The organism is Halomonas litopenaei, assembly GCF_017303055.1.
In the GTDB taxonomy this organism is placed as follows: Bacteria; Pseudomonadota; Gammaproteobacteria; order Pseudomonadales; family Halomonadaceae; genus Halomonas; species Halomonas litopenaei_A.
This window is the reverse complement of sequence record NZ_JAEKJT010000010.1, coordinates 167,375-188,524: the sequence shown is the minus strand read 5'-3', so window position 1 is coordinate 188,524 and position 21,150 is coordinate 167,375. Positions and strand designations below refer to the sequence as shown.

General features: G+C 59.3%; 19 protein-coding genes, 1 rRNA gene and 2 pseudogenes. 11 read left to right on the top strand and 11 right to left on the bottom strand.

Going from position 1 to position 21,150, the window contains the following annotated elements; translation table 11 throughout:
* The 4 genes from rrf to rlmM form a co-directional block, all read left to right on the top strand.
* Positions 1-114, top strand: a 5S ribosomal RNA gene (rrf, locus tag JF545_RS18510); the annotation flags it as partial.
* A gap of 523 nt (positions 115-637) precedes the next feature.
* Positions 638-2,194: a BCCT family transporter gene (locus JF545_RS18505; RefSeq protein ID WP_206944504.1), complete on the top strand. Its 1,557-nt coding sequence runs from the start codon at positions 638-640 to the stop codon at positions 2,192-2,194.
* A 163-nt stretch (positions 2,195-2,357) separates the two neighbouring features.
* The gene (locus JF545_RS18500; protein ID WP_206944502.1) at positions 2,358-2,795 is read left to right on the top strand and encodes a DUF2721 domain-containing protein; all 438 of its coding nucleotides are present in this window, start codon (positions 2,358-2,360) and stop codon (positions 2,793-2,795) included.
* Positions 2,785-3,846 carry a 23S rRNA (cytidine(2498)-2'-O)-methyltransferase RlmM gene (rlmM, locus tag JF545_RS18495; protein WP_206944501.1) on the top strand — a complete coding sequence of 354 codons (1,062 nt, stop codon included), beginning with the start codon at positions 2,785-2,787 and terminating at the stop codon, positions 3,844-3,846. The genes JF545_RS18500 and rlmM overlap by 11 nt, the downstream gene beginning before the upstream one ends.
* Positions 3,847-4,018: 172 nt before the next feature.
* Here rlmM and JF545_RS18490 read toward each other — a convergent pair whose 3' ends face one another.
* Complete coding sequence (locus JF545_RS18490; RefSeq protein ID WP_206944499.1) at positions 4,019-4,306, bottom strand: antibiotic biosynthesis monooxygenase family protein; 288 nt, start codon at positions 4,304-4,306, stop codon at positions 4,019-4,021.
* Between the two features lie 26 nt (positions 4,307-4,332).
* Between JF545_RS18490 and tusA the strand changes: the two genes are divergently transcribed.
* Positions 4,333-4,587: a sulfurtransferase TusA gene (gene tusA, locus JF545_RS18485; protein ID WP_206944497.1), complete on the top strand. Its 255-nt coding sequence runs from the start codon at positions 4,333-4,335 to the stop codon at positions 4,585-4,587.
* Between the two features lie 77 nt (positions 4,588-4,664).
* On the opposite strand, the gene JF545_RS18480 is transcribed toward tusA, so the two are convergent.
* From JF545_RS18480 to JF545_RS18460, 5 genes are all read right to left on the bottom strand, one after another.
* Positions 4,665-5,375 carry a hypothetical protein gene (locus JF545_RS18480; protein WP_206944495.1) on the bottom strand — a complete coding sequence of 237 codons (711 nt, stop codon included), beginning with the start codon at positions 5,373-5,375 and terminating at the stop codon, positions 4,665-4,667.
* Between the two features lie 101 nt (positions 5,376-5,476).
* The gene (locus JF545_RS18475) at positions 5,477-6,517 is read right to left on the bottom strand and encodes a DUF3080 family protein (protein ID WP_206944493.1); all 1,041 of its coding nucleotides are present in this window, start codon (positions 6,515-6,517) and stop codon (positions 5,477-5,479) included.
* Positions 6,514-7,959, bottom strand: a complete 1,446-nt coding sequence (locus tag JF545_RS18470) for an MATE family efflux transporter (protein ID WP_315900689.1) — start codon at positions 7,957-7,959, stop codon at positions 6,514-6,516. Before JF545_RS18470 ends, JF545_RS18475 begins: the two co-directional genes overlap by 4 nt.
* A 560-nt stretch (positions 7,960-8,519) precedes the next feature.
* On the bottom strand, positions 8,520-9,242 hold the full coding sequence (locus JF545_RS18465; protein WP_206944491.1) for a hypothetical protein: 723 nt from the start codon (positions 9,240-9,242) through the stop codon (positions 8,520-8,522).
* Positions 9,239-10,297, bottom strand: a complete 1,059-nt coding sequence (locus JF545_RS18460) for a GSCFA domain-containing protein (protein WP_206944489.1) — start codon at positions 10,295-10,297, stop codon at positions 9,239-9,241. The genes JF545_RS18465 and JF545_RS18460 overlap by 4 nt, the downstream gene beginning before the upstream one ends.
* A gap of 936 nt (positions 10,298-11,233) precedes the next feature.
* On the opposite strand from JF545_RS18460, the gene JF545_RS18455 reads away from it, so the two are divergent.
* Positions 11,234-11,794, top strand: coding sequence for an elongation factor P hydroxylase (locus tag JF545_RS18455; RefSeq protein WP_315900690.1), 561 nt, complete (start codon positions 11,234-11,236; stop codon positions 11,792-11,794).
* Between the two features lie 6 nt (positions 11,795-11,800).
* Here the strand turns inward: JF545_RS18455 and JF545_RS18450 are convergent, their stop codons facing one another.
* Together JF545_RS18450 and JF545_RS18445 are read right to left on the bottom strand one after the other, a co-directional pair.
* Positions 11,801-12,289, bottom strand: coding sequence for a hypothetical protein (locus JF545_RS18450; RefSeq protein WP_206944485.1), 489 nt, complete (start codon positions 12,287-12,289; stop codon positions 11,801-11,803).
* A gap of 1 nt (position 12,290) precedes the next feature.
* Entirely contained in the window at positions 12,291-13,145 is an 855-nt protein-coding gene (locus tag JF545_RS18445) for a TatD family hydrolase (protein WP_242520956.1), read from the bottom strand.
* Between the two features lie 182 nt (positions 13,146-13,327).
* Here JF545_RS18445 and JF545_RS20245 point away from each other — a divergent pair.
* The 3 genes and pseudogenes from JF545_RS20245 to JF545_RS20235 all read left to right on the top strand — a co-directional run.
* A pseudogene (locus JF545_RS20245) lies at positions 13,328-14,149 on the top strand (ABC-F family ATP-binding cassette domain-containing protein); the annotation flags it as partial.
* Between the two features lie 192 nt (positions 14,150-14,341).
* Positions 14,342-14,659, top strand: a pseudogene (locus tag JF545_RS20240) (ATP-binding cassette domain-containing protein); the annotation flags it as partial.
* Positions 14,660-14,809: 150 nt separating this feature from the next.
* On the top strand, positions 14,810-15,304 hold the full coding sequence (locus JF545_RS20235; RefSeq protein ID WP_431606269.1) for a hypothetical protein: 495 nt from the start codon (positions 14,810-14,812) through the stop codon (positions 15,302-15,304).
* 93 nt (positions 15,305-15,397) lie between these two features.
* Here JF545_RS20235 and JF545_RS18435 read toward each other — a convergent pair whose 3' ends face one another.
* The gene (locus JF545_RS18435; protein ID WP_206944481.1) at positions 15,398-15,844 is read right to left on the bottom strand and encodes a universal stress protein; all 447 of its coding nucleotides are present in this window, start codon (positions 15,842-15,844) and stop codon (positions 15,398-15,400) included.
* 110 nt (positions 15,845-15,954) lie between these two features.
* On the opposite strand from JF545_RS18435, the gene JF545_RS18430 reads away from it, so the two are divergent.
* Positions 15,955-16,485, top strand: coding sequence for a preprotein translocase subunit YajC (locus tag JF545_RS18430; protein WP_206944478.1), 531 nt, complete (start codon positions 15,955-15,957; stop codon positions 16,483-16,485).
* Positions 16,486-16,664: 179 nt separating this feature from the next.
* On the opposite strand, the gene slyA is transcribed toward JF545_RS18430, so the two are convergent.
* A complete protein-coding gene (gene slyA, locus JF545_RS18425; protein ID WP_206944476.1) occupies positions 16,665-17,111 on the bottom strand; it encodes a transcriptional regulator SlyA in 447 nt (148 codons plus the stop codon).
* Positions 17,112-17,241: 130 nt separating this feature from the next.
* Positions 17,242-18,570, bottom strand: a complete 1,329-nt coding sequence (locus JF545_RS18420; RefSeq protein WP_206944475.1) for a DUF5924 family protein — start codon at positions 18,568-18,570, stop codon at positions 17,242-17,244.
* A 414-nt stretch (positions 18,571-18,984) separates the two neighbouring features.
* On the opposite strand from JF545_RS18420, the gene fadB reads away from it, so the two are divergent.
* Positions 18,985-21,138, top strand: coding sequence for a fatty acid oxidation complex subunit alpha FadB (gene fadB, locus JF545_RS18415; protein ID WP_206944473.1), 2,154 nt, complete (start codon positions 18,985-18,987; stop codon positions 21,136-21,138).
* The last annotated feature ends 12 nt before the right edge of the window (positions 21,139-21,150 follow it).

Below are 21,150 nucleotides of genomic sequence, written 5' to 3'. Positions count from 1 at the left end.
TGACGACCATAGCGAGTGGGAACCACCTGATCCCTTGCCGAACTCAGAAGTGAAACCGCTCAGCGCCGATGGTAGTGTGGGGTCTCCCCATGCGAGAGTAGGTCATCGTCAGGCATTTATTCAGAAGAAGCCCAATTCCGAAAGGAGTTGGGCTTTTTCGTACGCATGGGTCGACCCCACTTTTTATGTGTGGGGCCGCATTGCGTGCGGTCCGGCCTGGCTCTCCTCAAGGGCGGGCTCGTGGCGTTCGCCACCCCTTGCAAAAAGCTCCAGGGTGACTCATCTCCGTGCAAGGGCGCTGTTGTTTATGTGACGCCCGGAGTTCGTATCCCCCGCCAGTGGCATGCTGGCATGACCGGAGAAAGACTCAAGCGTTGAACCATCGCGCTTTTCAGAGGGTGGTCATGCGACGTCGACATTGTCATGCTTTTTACGACACGCTTGGAACCTCGTTACAGGTGTGTCGCCGGATGTGATCCGCGCATGAGGCGCGGTGAATCCTTTCCCTTCAGCCACAGAGCTGCCATGAAATCGCGGAATCCTCCGTGCTTCCTTCATGCCCATCAGGGCGCCATTCATCTTTCCCGAAAGGAGAGTCCGACAGCCCGACGCCTCGTCGTCTGTCGCTACCTACGACATGAGTCATTCCACCGCTAGCACCGATACGCGGAAGTCTTCAAGCGCCCGGCTGGGCGACCCCATCGTTCTCATCCTAAGTGTGGGATTTATCCTGGGCTTCGTTGCCTTGTCGCTGTACGACATTGAGATGGTCGCCAATGGCATCTCGACGGGCTTTGCCTGGACAGCCAAGACCCTGGGCAGTTACTTCCAGCTGCTCCTGCTGGCGACATTCTTCATTGCCATCGGCATTGCGGTCAGTCCGAGCGCAAAGGCGCGGATCGGCAACCTGGATGCACCTGAGATCAGCACCTTCAAGTGGCTGTCGATGATCATGTGCACTTTGCTGGCTGGGGGCGGTGTGTTTTTTGCTGCCGGCGAGCCGGTCTATCACTTTGTTGTGACACCGCCGGCCTTCGATACTGAAGCAGGAACTGTCGACGCTATTGCAGGTGCGCTCGCCCAGTCTTTCATGCACTGGGGGCTGCTGGCGTGGGCAGTGCTGGGCACTCTGGCATCCGTCGTGCTGGCCCATGCCCACTACGTCAAGGGACTACCCCTTCAGCCACGAACGCTGTTGACGCCAGTCCTGGGCGAACGAGCCATGCAGGGGCCCCTGGGTGGTCTGGTTGACGCACTCTGTGTGATTGCGGTGGTTGCCGGCACGGTAGGCCCCATCGGCTTCCTCGCGACTCAGGTCAGCTTCGGCCTGCACGAGCTGTTCGGCTTCAGTGAAGGTTATGGCACCCAGCTGATGGTGCTGGCAGGCCTGGGGGCAGTCTATGTGACATCGGCGGTTACCGGGATTCACAAGGGTATCCAGGTGCTGAGCCGGTTCAACGTCTTCCTGGCGCTGGCGATAGCAGTGGCGATCTTCCTGTTCGGGCCGACGCTGTTCCTGACCGATGCTTTCACTCAGGGGTTGGGTCGCTATCTGGGATCCTTCTTCGAGATGGCCACGATGACCACCCAAACCGCCCCTGACTGGTGGATGCAGTGGTGGACGGTGTTCTTCTTTGCCTGGTTTATCGGCTACGGGCCCTTGATGGCGATCTTCGTCGCACGGATCTCCCGCGGTAGGACGATTCGGCAGATGATTCTGGCCGTGGCGGTCATGGCTCCGGTGGCTACCATGGTGTGGTTCACCCTGCTGGGCGGCTCCGGGATCTACTACCAGCTGTCTGGAGCGATTGACCTGACCGAGGCGCTGAACAACTTTCAGTTCGATGTCGCGACGCTGACCGTGGCTCAGGCACTGCCGGGTGGCACGCTAATGGCGCTGGCGATCCTGCTGTTGACCACTATCTTCGTTGCGACCACTGGTGACTCTATGAGTTACGCCATCTCGGTCGTGGGAGCCGGTCATGACGAGCCAAACCCCATGGTCCGTGCCTTCTGGGGTATCGCCATGGCGCTGATGGCAGCGATTCTTCTGCGCATGGGAGCCGGTCAGATCAGTGCCCTGCAGCAGTTTATCGTGATCACTGCCATTCCCGTCTCGCTGGTACTCCTGCCGACCCTGTGGACGGCGCCGCGTGCTGCGCTGGAAATGGCCCGAGAGCAAGGTATTCGGTAAGTCGCCTGACGCTACTTGTGGTATCCGGAAACGGCCCTCGACGTGAGTCGGGGGCCGTTTCGTTTGGCCATGTATCAGGGGGCGTGGAACGTGCAAGATGGCTCGTCGTTGGGCGTGCCGACTGCTACCATAATCGACTTTCGTCGACGCTCTGGAGCTCACCGTGAACCTGACCACGCCGGCCTTGTTGTTTCCTGCGATATCTCTCTTGCTGCTGGCGTATACCAACCGCTTTTTGACCCTGGCGGGATTGATACGCAAGCTGGCGGAACAGGTGAAGGACGGTGAAGATGATCACATCACGCAGATTCGCCTGTTGCGCCGGCGCATCTCGTTGACCAAGCGCATGCAGATAGCTGGTGTGTTCAGCTTTCTGCTGTGCACCCTGTCCATGTTTGCCTTGTTTCTCAGCTGGACACCGCTGGGAATGCTGCTGTTCGGCATTAGCCTTGTGTCGCTATCGATTTCGCTGGTGTTTTCCCTGTGGGAAGTCGTGATTTCCACCAATGCGCTGAATGTGCAGCTCAAGGATATCGAGCTGTCCGCCAAGGGGCGGGCGGATCTTGCCTGGAGAAAGAGAACCTTTACTCATGACGCCTGACCAAATACTGCTTTTCTGCCGTCCAGGCTTTGAACCTGACCTGTGTGCCGAACTGACTGACCGACTCGGGCGCGATGCCACGGTGGCAAGCGTCGAGCCATTGATGGAGGAGGGGCTTGTCAGGGTCGTCATGGCGGACGGATACCCGGCCAATGACCTGCATCGGTCGCTGCGGTTTGATGAGCTGGTGTTTGCCAGGCAGTCGCTGTTGGCGTTGCCGGAGCTGAGATTGTCCAGGGATGACCGGCTGACGGCCATCCTCGAGCAGTTGAAAGCCTGTGGTTGGAGTTTCGAGTCCATCTGGCAGGAGACGCCTGATACCAATGAAGCCAAGGCACTGAGTAGCCTGCTCAAGGCGCTTGAGCGGCCCCTGACGATGCGCTTGAAGAAGCGTGGTGCTCTGAGGCGCAAGGCGGGGGGGCGGCGCCTCCACCTGGTCTGGAGAGACGGTGACCGCGTGCAGCTGGCCATGAGTTTTCCGGGTAATCGAAGCGAGTTCCCTGGAGGCATTCGAAGGCTACGTTTTCCTCATGCTGCTCCGAGCCGCTCGACCTTGAAGCTCGAGGAAGCGTGGCACGAATTTGTCCCAAGAGATGAGTGGGATGAGCGTCTGGGGGAGGGGATGCAGGCTGCTGATCTCGGTGCGGCGCCCGGTGGCTGGACCTGGCAACTCGTACAGCGTGGGATGCAGGTGTATGCCATCGACAATGGCCCGATGGATAACACACTGATGGCGTCTGGGATGGTCGAGCATCTACGAGAGGACGGCTTCGTGTGGCAGCCGCCGATGCGCCTGGATTGGCTGGTATGCGACATCGTCGACAAGCCGACCCGCGTCATTGCCATGGTGCAACGCTGGCTTGTAAACCGCTGGTGTCGAGAAGCTGTCTTCAACCTCAAGCTGCCAATGAAAAAACGTTGGGAGGAGGTATCGCTGTGCCTGGCGACCCTGGCCGATCAGCTTGACGAGACCGGTGTGAAGGCCGAGATACGTTGCCGCCACCTCTACCATGACAGGGAAGAAGTCACGGTCTACGTTCGTATCGCTTAGAACAGTACGGCTGAGATACCTGCGTAGACGTAGCTCTTGGTGGCGCGCCGCTTGAATGCCTCGTCGATACCGCGGCGACGCCGGTCGTCCATGCAGGCCAGTGCTGTGAAGGCTTGGAACAGGAAGGCCTGGTCTTTTCAGGCCTGGTCTGTGAAGGTCAACTCGATAAAGATTAGTAGGCAGGCTCGAAGATTCTGACGGTCTCGGCCTCGGTGAGCAGGGGGTGTACCTGTTGCATGACGCGTTCTCTGGCTTCGCTGGTGTACCATGCTTTCCAGGCGCGCAGGTCGCGCCACTTGGTAATCATCAGTCGGCGGTCCGAGCGTCCTTGTTCGACGAGGCTTTCGCCCCCAAAGAAACCATCGGCGCCAAGTGACTGGCGCATGGCTTCTCGGGCGGCTTGTTCGTACTCTTCTTCCAACCCCGGCATGACACGTCGCTCGATGATGATCTTGATCATGCTTTTACTCCAACCCAGAGGTAGTGATGGTGGATTCTGTAGATGCCCTGCCCGCCAGCGACAAGGAGCTGGATACTAGTGGTCTGTTTTGCCCCGAACCCATCATGATGATGCACAATGCGGTGCGTGACATGACGACCGGCGAGGTGCTCAAGGTGATTGCGACGGATCCTGCCACCACGCGTGATGTGCCCAAGTTTTGCCAGTTTCTCGGTCACGATCTGCAGCAGCATCACACGCTGGAAGATGGCACTCACTGGTACTTTATTCGCCTTGGGTGACAGCTCCGCCGGCCTGTGACATCGCGCTTGTTTGAAGGGGGCGTCGACGGTGACGCCCCGTGCTGGGCATGGGGCCTTTATTCGACGTCATCCTCGTCGTCCGGCATGACCATCATGGCCAGAGCCTCGAGCGTTGCCGGGTCTTCCTGACGGATGCGGTTGGCAATCTGGCGCTGGAAGAAGTAGACCACCTTGTGGCGGCTATGGCCGGGATACAGGCAGGCGTCGCCCGGCAGAACGGGTACGGATTCAATCAGTTCTTCGTCAGCCAGCAAGGCTTCAATGGTGCCGTCACTGTACAGGCGCCAGCCAAAGACCTGCTTGAGCTGCCAAGGCTCGCCCTCATCGTCCATGCACAGCGCATGGGTTCCCTGGTGGTCAGGTAGCGTTTGGATGAGCGTGGTGTCGCTGGTGTCTTCGTATTCGAAGTAGGCAGCCGCGTGAGCAAGCTCCATCTCCTTGTGTTCCGGTGGCTGATCGAACAGCTCTTCCGTTTCGGGATCCCGGTAACCGACGAAGTGTCCATGGTCTGGATCATCAAGCTGTTCGCAGGGAGTCAGTGACTCCATCCAGGGTACCAGGCCCACAATGTCGCCGTTCTCTCGCATTCCCCAAGCGAGGATAGGCATGCCATAGAGGGTGTCAGGATGTGCATCGAGCCGATACACCATTTCCAGACCGTCTAGCTCCGGCGCCAGCCTGACCAGGCGTCGACGCGCCTGTTGGCGTTGGCGCATGCTTTCCAGGTCGATGACCCGAGCGGGGCGGGGTGATAGTGGAATGCCCATGATCTCCCTCCAGCGGCTGCTTGCTAACGGCTGTGCATCTCGGCGAAGGCCGGACGCTGCGCTCTACGTCCCTGTTCTCATCAATAGCACAGACTGATCGACTAGCGTAAGTCCCTGTCGCCCACACAGCGTTGATCCCATTGCTGGCGCAGTAGCCTGTGGTGGTCCAAGACCTCGCGGAAACGCACCAGCGGAGTGTCAGCGCCGCTGGGCGAGAGCCACTGGCTGCGGTAGCGCTGGAGTTCGGCTGCGCCCTCTAGGTGGGCATCCAGGAGCTGGTCCATGGCGCTAAACCAGCGTCGCGATTGACGTAGCAGACGCTCCATCTGTCGAAGCAGGAGATCCGCCGAGGGCGTTTTCTCAGCCAGCGGACAGCTCGCCTGGGGCGGCAGACTGGTGTTGCCCAGCGCGCTTTCCAGCAGGCCGTTGGCCTCTTTCAGCCGCAGCGTGGCGAGCTGGAGTGTGCGCATGAGTTCGGCGCTGAGTGGACGATCACGGAGCACTTTCAGCGCCTGCTCGAGTTTGCCTGAGTCTGGCTGCCACTGATGGTCGAACTGTCGATCTACGGCCTGGGTCAGGTAGGTCAAGGCGGGTAGCTGAGCATCCACGGCGGTCAGTTCGTCAATGTCCAGTACAGCACTGGCGCGTGAAAAACTGCCTGCCCACTCTGAAGAGGCGACCAAGGCGTTGTAGCTGGCCAAGGGAAGCTGGCGGGTCTTGGTCTCGGTCAGCCTGGCCAGGCGCTCGCGATCTTCCGGGCTGAGCGAGTCGACGGCAGGGTTATTCATGCAATGGTCAAGCCGTCGCCACAGCTGCAATTCGTAGAGCCAGTGCTGGCTCGGTGCTGCGGTCTTTCCAAGCTGGTTGTTGCGCTGGGCCACCAGGTTGGCGATGTGACAGCTACGCAAGGCGAAAACGTCAAGCAGGCCTTCGCGGACCTCAGGAATCTCCAGCGTCAGTGACCGGCGCTCGGGGAAATCACCGATATTCGGCACATCGCTGGTTTCTGGCGGTGATAACCCAGTGGCGTCGGCAAGCTCGTGCTGATAGGCGATGAGCTCACGCTCCAGGGACGACGGCCCGCACCCACAGAGCAACACAGCGAGCCCCGCCAGCAGGGCGAACAGGCGGCATGCCTTCATGGGGCGATGTCGATATTGGCGCGGGCCACCTGTCTGGCCTTAACGCGAAAACGTTCCCCTAGCAGCAACGCCGCCACGGTCAATCCGGCAATCAATCCGATCCAGTAGCCATGGACGCCCAGGGGGGGCAGCCAGGTTCCTAGACCGTAGCGGCCGAGCAGGTGGCCACCGCCCAGCCCGACCAGCCAGTATGCCAGCAAGGTGATGAACATGATGACTCTGGTGTCCTTGTAGCCTCGCAAGGCACCGGCCAGGGCAACCTGCAGCGAGTCGGATACCTGGTACAGCATGGCCAGGCCCACCAGTGACAGCGTCAGGGCCTGTACTTGGGTGTTGTGGGTATACAGGCCGACCACCAGATCGGCGGACAGCCACAGGACGGCACTGTTGAACAGCGCCACCAGCAGTGCGATCAGGATGCCATTCCAGGCGACCAGTCGGGCCAGACGGGCATCGCCGCTTCCCAGGGCATTGCCGACACGAACAGTCAGCGCCATTCCCAACGAAAGCGGCAGCATGAACAGCAGTGAAGTGAAGTTGAGCGCCACCTGGTGAGCTGCCACCACGATTTCTCCAAGGCTTGCGACGAACAAGGCAATCAGCGTGAAAAGCGTCACCTCGACAAAGATCGCGACCCCAATGGGCACCCCAACATAAAGCAGCTCAGCCATCGACTTCAGGTCTGGCCGGCTTGGCTGGCGCCATAGCTCAACACTGCCATAGGCCCGACTTTTCTGGGTATAGCGAACCATGGCCAGCGTCATGACCCACATGGCAATGGCAGTGGCAATGCCGCAACCATGAGCACCGAGAGCAGGCAAGGTCGCTAGCCAGTCTGGCGTTGCCGGACCCAACAGCTGCACCAGGCCTTCTCCGCCGTAGATCAACACATAGTTGCTGGGAATATTGACGGCCAATCCAATCAGGCTGATCCACAGTGCGGGTCGGGTATGGTTCATTCCGTCTGAAAAGGCCCGGAGGGCCAGAAAGATGGCCACGGCGGGCATACCGTATGCCACGGCTCCGACGTAGTCAGCGGCGCGTTCGGCAACCGCAGGAGGCACTGCCATCCAATGGAACACGGGCGCCACTGCCAGGTTCAGCAGCAACGCCGAGATCAGTCCAAGGCCCAGCCCTACCCACATGGCCTGATGAACGTTGGCCCGGATACCGCCCTGACGTCCTCCTCCCATCAGCTGCGCGACGATCGGCGTCAGCCCCATCAGGGTGCCTGTCATGAACAGCATCAGTGGCATCCACAGGCTGGCGCCCACCGACACCGCCGCCAGGTCGGTAGCACTCTGGCGGCCTGTCATCATGATATCGACCACGCTCATTCCGGCCTGGGCCAGCTGAGCACCGCAGATGGGAAGGGCAAGACGAATAAGCGGCCAGCTTTCTCGCCGGCTCGTGGCGCCAAGGCCAGTGGGAAAAGGGCGCACGATCTAAGGCTCCATGCAAAAGGTAACGGGCGTCATGCCCTGGCTATCCGCATCCTGCGCTGTCGGCCGATAGGAGATGGTGTGAGTGTATCAGCGATGCACCATTCTGGCGCCTGTCAGCGGCGTTGGCTGCGAGCATCAATGGAAAAGACGGTATGCCTCTGCACCATTTCTCAGCGCAGCCTTACGTGGCAGGTGCTCGTTCATCCAGCAGGTATCAAATGTTGGTCATTATCCCCTGGCCAAACCTCGGTGCGAGCCGAAGGCGGCGTACAGGCAGCCGCACGCCAACCGTCCATGACCTCGACAGTGTCGACTAGATGGCAGATAGCGGCACTGGTATCCGCCTCTAGCGAAGCCTCTCTGAACGGTCAGTTCTCGCGGTAATTGCAGGCTGAGGTAAAACTCAGCCTGCAATCGCCAGCGCACCGGCTGGGGGCCACGCCCTGATGACGCCGGTCAGCAGACTGGTCGTAGTGTCCATCCGCAGGCAGATAGAGCAGGATCTATCCAGCCAGCGGGTGTGACGAGATTTCCGCACTCCATCGCGCTTACCCTTATCAATATGACGATCCTGCTGAGGCCTGCTCAAAAAAATGTGATAGCCACTCTCTGCCAAACGCGTCGTTCATGTGCTTCCTATTGTGCTCCGGATGCTCCTGCTCATCCCGGTCATCACCCACAGATAGCCTTTTACTGCCCTTCGAGAACTCTGGTTTGGTAAAGGCTCCATTGACGATCGTAGCGACGGGCTGTGGGATCAACTTCGCGCGGAACGATTTGAACACCTCATCATTCATCACTTCTACGCCGGAAATATAGTCCTCTGTAGAATATACTTCCTCTTCGACACTTTGCAATTCAGGTAAAGGGCAGTGTCCAATATATATGCCGCTGTCCGTCACACTTCTTATTTGTTTCAAGATGTGTAGGGAAAGAGTGTTGCTGACACTGTCTATTACAGATTGCCTGACCACTGCCGCTGAAAAGAAAGTGTCCTGCTCAATAAAAAAAGCCTCCATCTGAAGTCCGTAGATTAAGAAGATGTCATAGTCTGAGACATCAATATTACTCAGTCCTCCTGATGTAAATCTTATTGACTCCTCCAGCTTCAATGAACGAGGGATAAGATGTTTGCCCTCAAGATGAAGGTCACTCATTCCATTGGCTCTCGCGGCAAAAAAGACGAGTTCGTTTTCGCTATGCCACTCTGGCATCAGGTCCCAAGCTGTCTTCAAGGCGCCGACGTGGCTATTGCCTATAACGCAGATCTTTCTTTTCATATATCGCCTCCAAAGGCTTCGAGTATCTCTTCTTCACACACGAGCTCACTGCTGTCTATGCCACTATCTTTCACGCTTCTTTTCGTGACGGGTGACTCCGCACCGAATTTTTCCTGTTGGCATTGAAAAAAGTGGTCCATGACAAATCGGACGCCTGCGGGATTAACATTTCTTTGATTCGGCTCGAAAAATACACCCTTGAATACTGGGCTATTGATGATTTCGTAAGAAGGGAAATAGTCGACATAGGGGCGAGTTCTAGCTAATTGTCCCGCGACAGCGCGAAGTACTGATTTGGACTCCATCGTTGCAACCAGTACATTGTTGCCCGAATGGGTGGCCACTAGTGGAACTGGAGAAACGGTCAGTATGAATTTTAGCGACGGATTGACATGTCGCATCATCTCCATCGCTTCACTCAGGCGCTTAAGGACTTCATGGAATACCTGGTTACTGAAGGCGTGGACATTGTCCTGATACATTCCTGCAGAGGTGCCCGGACACATCGGATACTCGTAGCCATGCTCCGAATTGTACCATCCCTCGGTCAAGCCTAAGGTAAAAACAAAGTGATCCGACGTCTCGATGCATTCTTTGAACGACGCTATAGCCTGCTGTCGAGAAAGCTTCAGCTCTTCTTCACTACAGAAACCCTGCGGCTCGATGACAGGGCGAAAGGGATCATAAAAGCGACCATCCTTCTCCCAGACTTCATCTGGTACCTCTCTTGTTTCTAACGCCCATTCGACCCACTGCTTGAGCAGTGAAGTGGTGTAAATGTTTCCGGTTCTTGCTGAAAATACATTGTAGTTATATTTTCTTGCGTTATCTTCAGAAAGGCGCGCTGGGGGTTTTTCTGTCGAAAGCCAATGGTAACCCCGGCTCTCTAGTGCGTTGCCGATATGCTGTGCAAAGCAAGATCCAAAAGTTACTACCTTATGTCTACGAGCAACCTTGAACTTTGGTGACCACAGCTCCGATATATCGAAGATCGACTTCTCGGCCGCCATTTTTTTCCAGAAGGCATTATCTGGTAAATTTTCGTATGGGTTCATTTTTTTCTCCATTAGGAATGAGGAGCGTGTTCTGAGATGTGGCAGTTACTATTTTTTATTTCGGCTTTTTTCATTGCTAGATCAAAAAACAATATAGAAAGTGTTTTTCTTTATTAGTCCGTATGGCGATGAGGTCGCTGCTATTCCCTTTTTTACGTAATCCAACTGTGTGATGCGCATATCCTAGATACTTAGATTTCTGCAATATCGAGCATCAGCGTCGATATCGAGAGCGGTCAACAGCCTACATGTGCCTCAAGAAACTAACGAAAAATGATTATCGTAGTTATCCTTGCCGAAAATATTCAGCAGGTCGACGTCATCTTTTTTGATTTTTACTTTTTCGAAAAAACACCTAATATGAAGAAGATGGATTGTCTCGAAGACCATGCTAACAGAGTGTCTTTAGTTGAGCGAAGTCAAAGCTGGGTGGATCAAGTTTCTAGGACAAAAAAAATCAAAAGGAATGGGTAATGGCCTAAACAGGTTGTGCTATTTTCTTACATGCTGTGCCTTAGATGCGATCCCGCTCGAATATCACCTTTGATAGTGTCTTGGCGAGCTCGCCGTAGCTGCATTCAGCCGCCTTTACTGCAGGTAGCTGGCTCAGTAATGAGTAGCAACAGCGCGGATGCTCTCGGCAGCAGGAGGACGGAGAAAACAGCTGGCACAACGTGAAGGTTTTCGTCGCCTTAGTGAACTCGGTCATAGTGCTGGCCGAGAGGACGTCAGCATGGCGTGAAAGGTCTGCACCGCGCTCCACGGTTGAGCTGGGTGGAAGCGAGCTGCTGGATTGGCACAGCATCGCCATAGCCTGTGGCTTTGGCGTTATCCCGGGTCTTGTTATTCTTGCACGCCTGGCGGCATTGCCGTCGCCCGGTGCAGCGCCGGACGTTCATGACGAGCCTTCTATCACCGCCTTTGCAAGGAGCCCCAGTGGAGCACCGCCTTGAAGATGTCATCGCTCTGTTCGATGGCCTGTTTTCAGAGTCTTTCCAGACCCGCCTTGAACGCGGTGGAGATGAGCCCTTGTATCTGCCTGCCGATGAGCATACCCCTTGGCACAGAGTGATCTTTGCCCGCGGCTTTTTTGCCAGCGTACTGCATGAAGTCAGCCATTGGTGCATCGCCGGGGCCCGGCGGCGACAGCTCGAGGATTATGGCTACTGGTATGAGCCCGATGGGCGCGACCAGCACCAGCAACAGGCCTTTGAACAGGTCGAGGTGGCACCTCAGGCCCTTGAAAGCTTGTTCTGCCGAGCGGCAGGACTGAGCTTCCATGTCAGCGTCGACAACCTGGGAGAGGTCGAGGTTGATCGGGAAGCCTTTTCCCGGCGGGTGGCTGCCCGCGCCGAGCGCTATTGCCGTGATGGGTTGCCGCTCAGAGCCGCGGCATTTGAAGCGGCTCTGAAGACGTTCTATCTCGAGGGCAGGGGGCTGGCAGAGGCGATTCGCTGTGGCCGCAAGCGGCTTGTACCTGAGCCAGTGATCAGCTGAGTCGCCTTATTCGTCGTCGACGCTGCCGCTGAGACGGCGATGCAGGTGCAGCATGACTTCGACCTCCTGCTCGGGGCGCATCGGCTCCAGGCCAAGTTCACCGAACAGCTCATTACGCGCTCTCGCCCACTCACCGGGGTCCAGGTCAGGATACAGGGTCTCTGCCGGTGCCAGCTCCACGAAGGGGTCCAGCCCGTAGGTGTCGAACAGGCGAGAAATGGCCGCCTCGTCATCAAATACGCCCGCCGTAAGCAAGGTCGCGTTGAAGTGATCGGTCTCGAGTTCTCGGATGACGTCGAGGGGGCTGACGCCGATGCTGGCCAGCTCCTCACGACTGTAGTCGCCCAGTGAGACGGTCTCTGCGTCCAGCCAGTCCTCGTCGGGCTGAATCAGGGTGTGCTTGATGCGTCCGTCATCCAGGCTCCAGGCGATCGCCAGGGGCAGGTCACCGTCGCCGCCGGTTTCTACGGCGATAAAGGCAGGCATGTCGCCCATGTCAGGACTCCTTGAGGTCAAAGAACGTTCTCGCCGTGGCGGTGCTGCTGGCTGCCAGGGTGGCCTCATCTTCGCCACGCCAATGAGCGATTTCACGGACGATCCATGGCAGCAGGGCCGGCTCATGGCGGCGTCCCTTGAGCTTGGCTGGCAGGTTACGGGGCAGCAGGTAGGGACAGTCGGTCTCTACCATCAGCCGATTGGCGGGAATGTCGCCTACCATGTCGCGCAAGTGGTGGCCACGGCGCTCATCGCACAGCCAACCGGTCAGGCCGATATGCAGATCAAGATCGAGGTAGCCGTGCAGCGTGTCCCGATCGGCCGTAAAGCAGTGCACCACGGCCCGTGGAATATCATCTCGCCATGCCCGCAGGATGTCACGCATCCGCTCACCCGCGTCTCGCTCATGGATAAAGAGTGGGAGGCCTGATTCCACCGACAATGCTAGCTGCGCCTCGAAGGCAGCCTCCTGCTGTGCAGGCGTGGAGAAGTTGCGATGGAAGTCGAGCCCGCACTCACCTACGGCGACGACCTCGGGGAGGCGGTGAAGAGCGCGCATGGCGGCTTCCAACTCAGTGGACCATTCGCTCGCGTGGTGGGGGTGCACCCCTGCCGTCGCATATAAGCCCGGATGGTGCTTTGCCAGCTCCGCGGCCTGGCGTGCGTGAGCCAGGTCGGTACCTGTCAGCACCATTGTCTCGACGCCGGCACGGCGGGCTCTTGTCAGGGTCGCGTCGAGGTCCTTGGCGAAGCTCTCATGGGTAAGGTTGGCGCCAATGTCGACCAGTGGCGTTGGAGAACGAAAGCGCAGGGCGTCAGGTAGCAGATCATCCTGAGTGTCATCGCAGGCTGACAAGGCGGGCTCCTTGGCGGGGAATGAAGCAGGGGGCGCATTGTACCTGTCGCGAGGCGTGACCACCATTGGCGCCAAGTGGCTCGGACCTCGGCCTGGTCGAGAGTGCTTGGCAGATGCTGCCCATGCCAGAGAGCCCGGGGCTTGAGGTACACTATGACGATGATCAAGCGATGAGGTGAAGCGTGACCCTGCTACGACTGGAGCAATTGCAACTGGCCTATGGCCACCATGTGTTGCTTGATGGTGCGGACCTGACCCTGGAGTGGGGTGAACGGCTGGCGCTGGTAGGCCGCAATGGTACTGGCAAGTCGACCTTGCTGCGCCTGGTGTCGGGGGAAAACCAGGCCGACGGCGGTGTGGTGTGGCGTGCGCCGGGCTTGAAGATTGGTGTCCTCGAGCAGGACCTGCCCGAGGCCAGCGGAGAGACGATTTTTGACGTTGTGGCACAAGGTCTGCCGGAGGCAGGCGGGCTGTTGTCGGAATACCACCACCTGGTGCAGTCGGAAGACCCGGACATGCACCGCATGGCGCAGCTGCAGACCCGTCTGGAGGCCATCGATGGCTGGTCGTTTCACCAGCGCATCGACGTCGTGCTGACACGTCTTGGCCTGCCCGAAGATGCTGCCATGTCGTCGCTGTCTGGCGGTTGGCGGCGGCGGGTAGCGCTGGCGCGAGCCCTGGTGGCGGAGCCCGACCTGCTGCTGCTGGATGAGCCGACCAACCACCTGGATCTGGATACGATTGCCTGGCTGGAAGAGCAGCTGGCGGCGTTTGCCGGGGCGGTGCTGTTTATCACCCACGACCGGGCTTTCCTGTCGCGGCTTGCCACCGGCATTCTTGAGCTGGACCGGGGCAAGCTGGGCCGCTACCCCGGCGACTACGCCACCTACCAGGCGCAGAAGCAGCACGAGCTCGAGATCGAGGCGCGCGAGAATGCCGAGTTCGACAAGAAGCTGGCCCAGGAAGAGGCCTGGATTCGTCAGGGTATCAAGGCTCGTCGCACCCGCAACGAAGGGCGCGTGCGGGCCCTTGAGCAGCTGCGCCGTGAACGTAGTCAGCGACGGGAGCGTCAGGGCAATGCCAACCTGACCGTCGACTCCGGTGAGCGCAGCGGCAAGCGCGTGGTCGAACTGGAGAACGTCACCCAGCACTTCGAGGAAGCGACGGTCATCCGTGATCTCAGCATCGAGATTCAACGGGGTGACCGCATCGGCTTGATCGGCCGTAATGGCGCGGGAAAGACCACGCTACTGAAGATCCTGCTGGGCGAGCTGACCCCCAGCGAGGGCAATGTGCGGGTTGGCACCAAGCTTCAAGTTGCCTATTTCGACCAACTGCGAGCCGGGCTCGAGCCGGAGCGTACCGTCTACGATAACGTGGCCCAGGGAAGTGATCGTGTCACGGTGGGTGGCCGCGATCGCCATGTGATGAGCTACCTTCAGGATTTCCTGTTTTCGCCTGAGCGCGCCCGCCAGCCGGTCAAGGCCTTGTCGGGTGGCGAGTCGAATCGACTGCTGTTAGCCAAGCTGTTCACTCAGCCAGCCAATGTGCTGGTACTGGACGAGCCGACCAACGACCTGGATGTCGAGACCCTGGAGCTGTTGGAAGAATTGCTGCTGGGCTTCGATGGGACCTTGTTGCTGGTGTCCCACGACCGCGCCTTCATGGACAATGTGGTGACCAGCGTACTGGCCTTCGAGGGGCGTGGTCAGGTGCGTGAATATGTGGGTGGCTACACCGACTGGGTGCGTCAGGGCGGTAAACTGCCGCCTGCACCTTGGGAGGGGGCCGCGCGTCAGCGGGTGGAGCCGTCAGCGGATACGGAGCCTTCAGCGGATAAAGAGCCTTCAGCTGATAAAGAGCCTTCAGCGGGGGGAACGCCCTCAGCGGGTAGCTCCAGGCCGACCGGGCAAGGCAAGGCCAAGCCGGTCAAGTTGTCCTACAAGCTGCAGCGTGAGCTGGATGGCCTGCCCGCCGAGATTGAGCGGCTGGAAGACCAAGTGGCCGAGTTGGAAAGCGAGGCAGGGCGCCCAGACTTCTACCAGCAGCCCTCCGGCGTGGTGGCCGAGCGACTGGCGTTGCTGCAGCAGACCCAGGATGCTTTGGACGCGACCATGGAACGCTGGATGGAACTCGAGGCCATGGCGTCCGGGGAGTAACCCAGCTGTGGCCAAGGCAGTCGTTGGAGCCGGCATGAAGCCGGCGCCAACGTTGGAGATGCATGACACCCGATAGGGTGGTGGGTGGTGTGCTTACTCTTCGCTTTCCTTGCCGACTCGCACGGCCAGCACATCGCACTGGGCTCCATGGAGTACCCCGGTAGAGGTGGAGCCGAGCAACAGAGCGAAACCATGGCGACCGTGTGAGCCAACCACGATAAGGTCTACGCCGTTTTCGTCGGCAAAACGGTGAATTTCGGTATCTGGCATGCCCACCACTACATGCTGATCTTCCCGGGCGACCGTGGCATCGGCGATCTCCGCCAGACGTTGCTTGGCATGGTCATCCAGCTGATCCTGAATGCTGGTGAGATCCATGGGAATGTCACCGCCATAGGCAAAGCCCAGTGGCTCCAGGGTGTGCATGATCGATAGCTTGGCGTGGTTGCGGTCAGCGACCTGCAAGGCTCGTTCGAGGATCTTGTGAGAGTCCTTGGTGAGGTCCACTGCCACCAGCACATGACGATATTCATTGCTCACGGGACTACGCCTCCTCGGCGGTCAAGTAAAAGAGGTATCGTAATGTCACTCTAGGACGCCGTGGCAGTCAAAACAATGCCGACGATCAACGTTTTTGCAAAGGAAACCGTATGTTGTGGCTACTGATACTGGGTGTCGTAGGGATGGTCTTCGCACCAGCGATGTGGCTCAGGCCCACCGCCAGGGAGCGTCGGCAGAGCCAGCTGCGTCAGGTTGCCATTGAAGCAGGTGCCAGCGTCAAGCTGGATGCACCCCCGTTGCATGGTGAGGTCGACAAGATGGCGGCCTATCGTTGGGCCTATCCTGCTCAGCGCCCGGGACCGCATTTTGTGCTGGTGCGCAAGGCTCGGGCCAGCGAGTCGTTGAAGCACTTTAAATACGATGAAGGCTGGCGCTGGAGGGTACAGCCGCTGGAGCCATTGCCCTCTGTCATCAGCGCACGCCTGTCGAGGCTGCTGTCACAACTGCCGGACGACGCCTGGGTGGTGGAATCCTGTGACAAAGCCTTGACACTTTGGTGGGAGGAGTCTCTCGAGGCGCCGGAGTTTGGCGCTATCTCGGCGCCAGCAGCGGCACTCCGAGATGCGCTGCAGGGGCGTCCTGATCGTCCGGCCGGCAGCGTCCCGGGCTCGCCGCCTTAGGCTCCGCGGGGCGGGATAAGATAAGACGCTCTGCTAAAGGTATATCGCTCTGCTTTGGAGGGCGCGCTTTTGCGATTCTGCGGATGCGCGCCGCCGATGCTGGGTCAGACCAGACCAGACCAGACCAGACCAGACCAGACCAGACCAGACCTGATCAAGCCAAGCCAAGCCAGCGCCACTTAGCCTTGGCAGTCTTCCGGGCTTAACAGTGCCTGGCCATTGGCTTCGATACGATTGAGCATGTCACTCAAGCGTTCCTGCTCTTCATCATCCAGGCCCTTCAGCATTTCTTCCCTGGCTTCACGCACGATGGCGTCGATCTTCTCCAGCAGCGGGGTTGCCTGCTCCGTGAGATGGACGCGCTTGGTGCGGCGGTCCTGATCGCAGGGGCAGCGCTCCACCAGGCCCTGCTCGCAGAGTTGGTCAAGGGTTCGTACCAGTGAAGGCGCCTCGACACCGATAGCGCGAGCCAGGTCGCATTGTGGCTGGCCTTCTGGCATGCGCCAGAGATGATAGAGCGTCACCCAACGGGTCTGGGTGAGCCCCAGCGGAGCCAGACGTTGATCAAGCACCGCCCGCCATATGCGCGGTGCACGGGAGAGTTGGAATCCAATGTTCTCGTTCATATCGACCTAGAATCGCAAGGCTGCAAATGATTCGATTGTCCGAACGCTGGCGCGGGAATGCAAGCCACCACCCTGGTTTGCCCTCTGATGCACCTTCTCGATCGTCCGATTGAGGTATCCACCGATCCTGTTACTGCGCTGTTGACTGTGGCACGGCCTCGCTGGGGGCTGGCGCACTGGTTGCGGTGTTTTCACTATCCTCGCTGCTTTCGCTGCTTTCGCTGCTTTCGCTGCTTTCGCTGCTTTCGCTGCGGCCTGAGTGGTCTTCCGTCAATCCGGGAGCTGTACCAGCGTCTTCTTTTTCCTCTTCCCGGTCTGCCTCTTGGCCCTCAGGGCCGGCCGTCAGCCACCGCAAGCGCAGCCCTGGCATGCCGACCTGAGTGTCGATAGTGGCATCTGCCCTGGTGGCCTGGTCAGGATCATCCGCTACCTCGAACCTGAGGACGCCGATGCGCTGTCCCCCGGCGGTCATGACGTCGATCCGCCAGCTGCCGGTCACGTTGTCAGGGAAGTTCTGCTTGCGGGTCCAGGCGCGATATCCCTCTGCACGGCCGCCGTATATCTCAAGCGCGATGCGGTCGACCAGCTGCCCCTCATGACGCCACTCGTGCACGACCTCTTCCTTGAGTCCTCGCGGCGCGTGAATCGCGGTATAGGCATATAGACCGCGAGACGTCAGTGCCTCCGGGGTCAGCGCCATGTTGCCCTGAGGTGTGCGGCTGGCCTCGTCGAAGGCGGGGGAGAGCGCGCTTCCAGACAGCCAAAGCGTGGCGGGAGGGACCCACACACGCCCGAGCCAGGCCGCCCCCGCCAACACCGGCAGCAAGGCGAACATGGCCAGCCACCGGCTTGGGCTGAGTGGCCGCAGGAGATGCAATAGACTTGGCAGGCTGAACAGCAGCATGGCGACCACTGCCGCCAGCATGCTTTGTCCGGTACTCAGGTGCAGCACCAGCGGCAGCGTGACCAGCACGACGAGAAACACGCACTGGGCATGGAAGACGAAATACAGCCAGCGCTTGCGGGCGGCCAGACGGTAGTACAGGGGATCGACAATCGACAGGATAGCCATGGCCAGCATGAACAAGGTGAACAGGGCCTGACCGCTGGTCCAGACGGTGGTGGCGACCAGGAAGGGAAGCGTGAAGAACAAGGTTTCCTGGTGAATCATCTGGGCAATAAAGGTGGTCACGCCGCGGGGCAGGGACGGGTAGCCCCGCCGCACCATGATTCTCCCGATCAGGCTCTCTGACAGCAGCAGAATCCACGCCAGCAGCATGCCAGTGGCGAGCAGGACACCCAACCACTGCTGTCGCTCCACCAGAAAGAAACTGGCAACGCCCGCGGCAAAGGCCAGCGGTGGCCAGACCCAGTGCCAGGGACGCAGGCGGGCAACCCAGGTTTCGATGGTGCGCTGGAGGGCGTTCAGCGTGGTGCGCTGGGCGGGCGGCGTAGACATAGGAGAATCCGTAACGATGAAAGACAGTCGGCACTGCAAAAAGCGCTGAACGCAGGGTCGTGCTCAAGGTCATGCGCAGCCGCTCAATCGACAGCGGGTGTAGCGCAAGGCCGCCATTTAACCATAGGCAAGCTGCGCTCCCGACCTGGCCTACGCAAGGGCATAGCGGCGGTGGCCCTGCCAGCTCCCACGACACCTCTCCAGCGCTCTGTTAACAGTATGCTTAAACGCTGCCAGGATGCCTTTACCTGCTTCAACGTCGTGTAATCCCTCTAAGGTAATGGTAGGGGTTGACGGAAGTGAATCTTTGCACCAAGCTGGCAAAATCAAACGGCCGTATGAATACCGCTCACCTGGACAGGGACACAGGCCACTGTCCGGGTAACACGGGATGACTTCAGTGGAGATGCGTGGATGATCTATCAAGGCAACGCCATTTCGGTGGCTCGCAATGGCGACGATATCGCCATCCTGACCTTCGACTTGAAGGATGAATCGGTCAACAAGCTCTCCGGCGCCGTGATCAAGGAGCTCGGTGAAGCCCTCGAGGCGGTGCGCGGTGATCAGGGGCTCAAGGGGCTGCTGCTGAAGAGCGCCAAGGAAGCCTTCATTGTGGGCGCCGACATTACTGAGTTTCACGCCATGTTCGACAAGGACGAGGCGGAGATTCAGGCCATGCTCGAGCAGGTTCACAGCATCTTCAATGGCCTGGAAGACATGCCGTTCCCGACGGTCAGCGCGATCAACGGCCTGGCCCTGGGGGGCGGCTGTGAGGTGGTGCTCTCGACGGATTTCCGTGTGATGAGCCCGGAAGCCAAGATTGGCCTGCCGGAGACCAAGCTGGGCATCGTGCCGGGCTGGGGCGGCTGTGTTCGCCTGCCGCGGGTCATCGGCGCCGATAACGCCATCGAATGGATTGCCGGAGGCACCGAGAACCGCGCCGATGCATGCCTCAAGGTGGGAGCGGTTGACGCCGTGGTGCCCCGAGAAGACCTCGAGGCGGCGGCGCTGGATATCCTGGCCCGGGCCAACGCCGGAGAGCTTGACGTCAAGGCACGTCGAGAAGAGAAGAACAGCCCGCTCAACCTGAACCCCATCGAGCAGATGATGGTGTTTGAAACGTCAAAGGGCTATGTGGCTGGCAAGGCGGGTCCACATTATCCGGCGCCAGTGGAAGCCATCAAGGTGATCCAGAAGGGCGCTGGCGAGACGCGGGCACGCGCGCAGGCCATCGAGGCCAAGGCATTCTGCAAGATGGCCAAGACCGATGTCTGCTACAACCTGGTCGGCCTGTTCATGAACGATCAGGTCGTCAAGAAAAAGGGCGGACAGTATGCCAAGCAGGCTCAGCCCGTGCGTCAGGCTGCCGTCTTGGGGGCCGGGATCATGGGCGGTGGAATCGCCTATCAGAGCGCCTCGAAGGGCACTCCGATCTTGATGAAGGACATCAAGGAGGATGCCATCGAGCTGGGGCTCAAGGAGGCACGCAAGCTGTTTGGCAAGCAGGCGGCTCGGGGCAAGCTGTCACCTGAGGCAGCAGCGGAGAAGCTCACCAATATTCGTCCTACCTTGTCCTATGGTGACTTCGGCACGGTCGATCTGGTCGTCGAAGCCGTGGTCGAGAACCCGAAGGTCAAGGATGCGGTGCTGACCGAGGTCGAAGCACAGGTCAGCGAGAACACCGTCCTGGCATCGAACACCTCGACGATCTCCATCACCCGGTTGGCGCAGAACCTCAAGCGCCCGGAAAACTTCTGCGGCATGCACTTCTTCAACCCGGTGCACCGCATGCCCTTGGTCGAGGTCATTCGCGGCGAGAAGACCGGCGATGCCGCCGTGGCGGCGACGGTGGCCTACGCCAAGGCAATGGGCAAAACCCCGATCGTGGTCAACGACTGCCCTGGCTTCCTGGTCAACCGGGTGCTCTTCCCCTACTTCGGCGGCTTCAGCCTGCTGGTGGAGAAAGGCGCCGACTTCCAGCGAGTCGACAAGGTCATGGAGAAGTTCGGTTGGCCCATGGGACCTGCCTACCTGCTGGATGTGGTGGGAATGGATACGGCCGTCCATGCCAATGAGGTGATGGCGGAAGGCTTCCCTGATCGGATGGCCCGTGAAGGCAAGACGGCGATTCAGGTCATGTTCGACAACGATCGTCTCGGCCAGAAGAACGCCAAGGGCTTTTACGCCTATGAAGAGGATCGCAAGGGCAAGCCGAAGAAGGTGCGCGACGAAAGCGCGGTCGAGCTGGTGAGTCAGGTCGTGACGGAAGGCCGCGAATTCTCTGATGAGGACATTGTCGCGCGAATGATGGTGCCGCTGTGCATGGAAACCGTGCGCTGCCTTGAGGACAACATCGTGGGCACGCCCGCAGAGGCCGATATGGCGTTGATCTATGGCATTGGCTTCCCTCCCTTCCGTGGCGGTGCGCTGCGCTACATCGACGCCATGGGAGTGGCAGAGTTTGTCGCCCTGGCGGATAGCCTGGCGGCTGAGCTCGGCCCGCTGTATGCCCCCACGGATGGCCTGCGCGAGATGGCCAACGCGGGCAAGACCTTTTACACCAAGTGACCCCACGAGACA

Excerpts from the sequence above, each read along its gene's own strand:
- JF545_RS18430 (WP_206944478.1), top strand. The coding sequence starts at position 15,955 with ATGTTGTGGCTACTGATACTGGGTGTCGTAGGGATGGTCTTCGCACCA.
- rlmM (WP_206944501.1), top strand. The coding sequence starts at position 2,785 with ATGACGCCTGACCAAATACTGCTTTTCTGCCGTCCAGGCTTTGAACCT.
- fadB (WP_206944473.1), top strand. The coding sequence starts at position 18,985 with ATGATCTATCAAGGCAACGCCATTTCGGTGGCTCGCAATGGCGACGAT.
- JF545_RS18465 (WP_206944491.1), bottom strand. The coding sequence starts at position 9,242 with ATGAAAAGAAAGATCTGCGTTATAGGCAATAGCCACGTCGGCGCCTTG.
- JF545_RS18490 (WP_206944499.1), bottom strand. The coding sequence starts at position 4,306 with ATGATCAAGATCATCATCGAGCGACGTGTCATGCCGGGGTTGGAAGAA.
- tusA (WP_206944497.1), top strand. The coding sequence starts at position 4,333 with ATGGTGGATTCTGTAGATGCCCTGCCCGCCAGCGACAAGGAGCTGGAT.
- slyA (WP_206944476.1), bottom strand. The coding sequence starts at position 17,111 with ATGAACGAGAACATTGGATTCCAACTCTCCCGTGCACCGCGCATATGG.
- JF545_RS18420 (WP_206944475.1), bottom strand. The coding sequence starts at position 18,570 with ATGTCTACGCCGCCCGCCCAGCGCACCACGCTGAACGCCCTCCAGCGC.
- JF545_RS18475 (WP_206944493.1), bottom strand. The coding sequence starts at position 6,517 with ATGAAGGCATGCCGCCTGTTCGCCCTGCTGGCGGGGCTCGCTGTGTTG.
- JF545_RS18460 (WP_206944489.1), bottom strand. The coding sequence starts at position 10,297 with ATGAACCCATACGAAAATTTACCAGATAATGCCTTCTGGAAAAAAATG.
- JF545_RS18480 (WP_206944495.1), bottom strand. The coding sequence starts at position 5,375 with ATGGGCATTCCACTATCACCCCGCCCCGCTCGGGTCATCGACCTGGAA.
- JF545_RS20235 (WP_431606269.1), top strand. The coding sequence starts at position 14,810 with ATGGACAATGTGGTGACCAGCGTACTGGCCTTCGAGGGGCGTGGTCAG.
- JF545_RS18450 (WP_206944485.1), bottom strand. The coding sequence starts at position 12,289 with ATGGGCGACATGCCTGCCTTTATCGCCGTAGAAACCGGCGGCGACGGT.
- JF545_RS18505 (WP_206944504.1), top strand. The coding sequence starts at position 638 with ATGAGTCATTCCACCGCTAGCACCGATACGCGGAAGTCTTCAAGCGCC.